Source organism: Paenibacillus sp. FSL M8-0212, assembly GCF_038004645.1.
In the GTDB taxonomy this organism is placed as follows: domain Bacteria; phylum Bacillota; class Bacilli; order Paenibacillales; family Paenibacillaceae; genus Paenibacillus.
On record NZ_JBBORP010000003.1, the window covers coordinates 1 to 2281 of the forward strand.

The 2281-nt window shown below is 29.9% G+C and carries 2 protein-coding genes; one reads left to right on the plus strand and one right to left on the minus strand.

All coding sequences use genetic code 11. The features are described from left to right. On the plus strand, positions 1-754 hold a 754-nt coding region (locus MKX68_RS28660; protein ID WP_340915586.1), incomplete at its 5' end, for a toll/interleukin-1 receptor domain-containing protein. Here MKX68_RS28660 and MKX68_RS28665 read toward each other — a convergent pair. Then, the gene (locus MKX68_RS28665; protein WP_340915588.1) at positions 681-2192 is read right to left on the minus strand and encodes an SIR2 family protein; all 1512 of its coding nucleotides are present in this window, start codon (positions 2190-2192) and stop codon (positions 681-683) included. The two genes, MKX68_RS28660 and MKX68_RS28665, sit on opposite strands and share 74 nt — an antisense overlap. Between the last annotated feature and the right edge of the window lie 89 nt (positions 2193-2281).

The following is a 2281-nucleotide window of genomic DNA, read 5'->3' on the forward strand; positions in this document are numbered from 1 at the left end:
TACAGATTTGAATGCAAAGTTTGATTTTTTCTTTAGCTACTCAAGGTCTTCGTATGATGGATTTAGTGAACATGTAATAAAAGATTTATCAACATATGGAATTAAACTTTGGGTTGATATTCACGATGTTCCACTTGGTGTGAACGTTCTCGAACATTTGGGTGAGGTTCTTAATGAAACAAAGAAGACCATTGGAGCAATTCTAATCATTAGTAATAATTACTTCTTCAAAAAGTGGTTTCAGATTGAGTTTCAGTATTTCATCAATAATAATATTCCTGTGTTTCCACTATTATTTGAAATTACCAAGGAAGATATCCCTATGGAATACTCATTTATAAAATCTCTGGATAGGGTAACTATTCGTTCTGTTAATGATGATAGCTATCAATATGCAATTAATAAAATACTTACTGTCTATATTGAGAAAAATAAAAAGAAATGCATTTCAACTAAAATTGAAAATACAATTTTCGAATCATTAATATATAGTTATATTGAGACACAATATAAAGATTCTTGTGTTATTTCCGCAAATAATATAGGTAAGTTCATACATTACTTTTATAAGACAAACAAAATTATAGTTCCCAATTTCATTAATGTTTTAATAAACATAACGGAAATCAAACTGCAATTTTATTTTAATGAAATGTTTACTCGCTCTGACCTTGATGTTATTAACTTAATAGGGAAAGTTCTAATAGATTGTCATACTCAAAATCACGAATGTACTCTATCGTTTCTAAAATAGTATTAACTAACATATCAGGATCAGTTTCGGTATTTAACCTCGAGATAAAATTCTTTAAATAATAAAACTTTTCGATGTTTAATTCTATTTCTTCTAATATTACTTTAGCAGCATATCCAGTTGCCCCGACTGGAATTATATATTTGTTATGTTCAAGTGCACGAGAGTAATCACCTAGTACTCCCTTAGATGCTTTAAGCTGTCCATCGTAAAAGTTATTTCCGAATAAGAATATAACTATTCCGACCTTCTTAATCATATCGTCCTGGTACATTTTTTTTGCGTCATGATCTATGTGATCTGCTTTGCCTTTAATAAGGGGCAACGTTTTTATAGATAAATACTTATTTATATCAAAATTTTTCTCAGCGATGGCGTGTAATGCACCACTGACTACTTGAGGACCTACTCCCTCAATTAAACCTGTAGAAATATGATAGTCTTTTTTTATTAATTTTTCTCCTAACTTACTCATTAAAATTGCAGCATCTTGTTCAGTCCAAACACCGTAATCCCTGCAACTACCTGCTATGAAGATTTTTCTAGTGGCATTCTTCTTTTGAATTTGTGATAGTAATCTAGGGATTTCTTTGTGATCATCAACAAAAACAGTATTAATTCCAAATCTTTTTAAATCTTTTACTATGTGTTTTTGCTTCTCTATTTCATATAAGCAGTTGTCATATTCAATTTTCAACTTTTTCTTTTCTGGGGTGTTTTCTGGAGTTTCTGAATATTTTTTTTCAATTTCAAAACTATTTATTCTTTTCGTTAAGCAATAATGTGTTCTAACATTTTTGGCTATTGCTCGAATAGAGGAAAGTATCTGTAAAAAATCTGGATCATTAAAACTGTAGCCAATAAAGAGAAAAGTTTTAGTTAAAAGTTGACCCGTGAGTGCGTTAATAAATAGTTGATGAGTACTATAAAAGGAACTATAATCATCTTTTGTTAAAACTATACTATCCGGAGTGCGTGAATCACCATGAAATTTATATATTGTTACATCAGAATTATCTTTAGTTGTAGAGAAGTTTGAGTCAGAGATTTTTAGGTCATATTCTTTATTTTGTTTTTCTATACATCTCTCAATTATGTTGTCATAGTTAGTTGTCCAATATGTTTTAATTGGCATTGACGCTAATATATCCATAGGATCATTCTTTACATAATTATGAGAAAATTTTTGTAGGATAAGTGTCAACAACTCATGTTTACTTCCTGATCGACCGTTTACAAAGTATTGAGCAAGTGAGATTAAATCAGATTCCTTATCAACATCTAATTTAATCTCTGTAGCTAATTCTCGCAGAAGCTCTTTCCAATTGACAAAACCAGAATTTTGAGATAAACCAGCTCCAGCAAAAATGGCAGCATTTTCTTGGAAAATCGCTTTTTCAAATTCACGAATAAAGATTTCTTTGCTTATATCATCCATTAACCCCAAACCTTTCTTTTACTACGATTTGTAGAACGTGTTTTTGTTGAGTGCAATATTACAATACCTTTCAAATCTAATTATTCAAT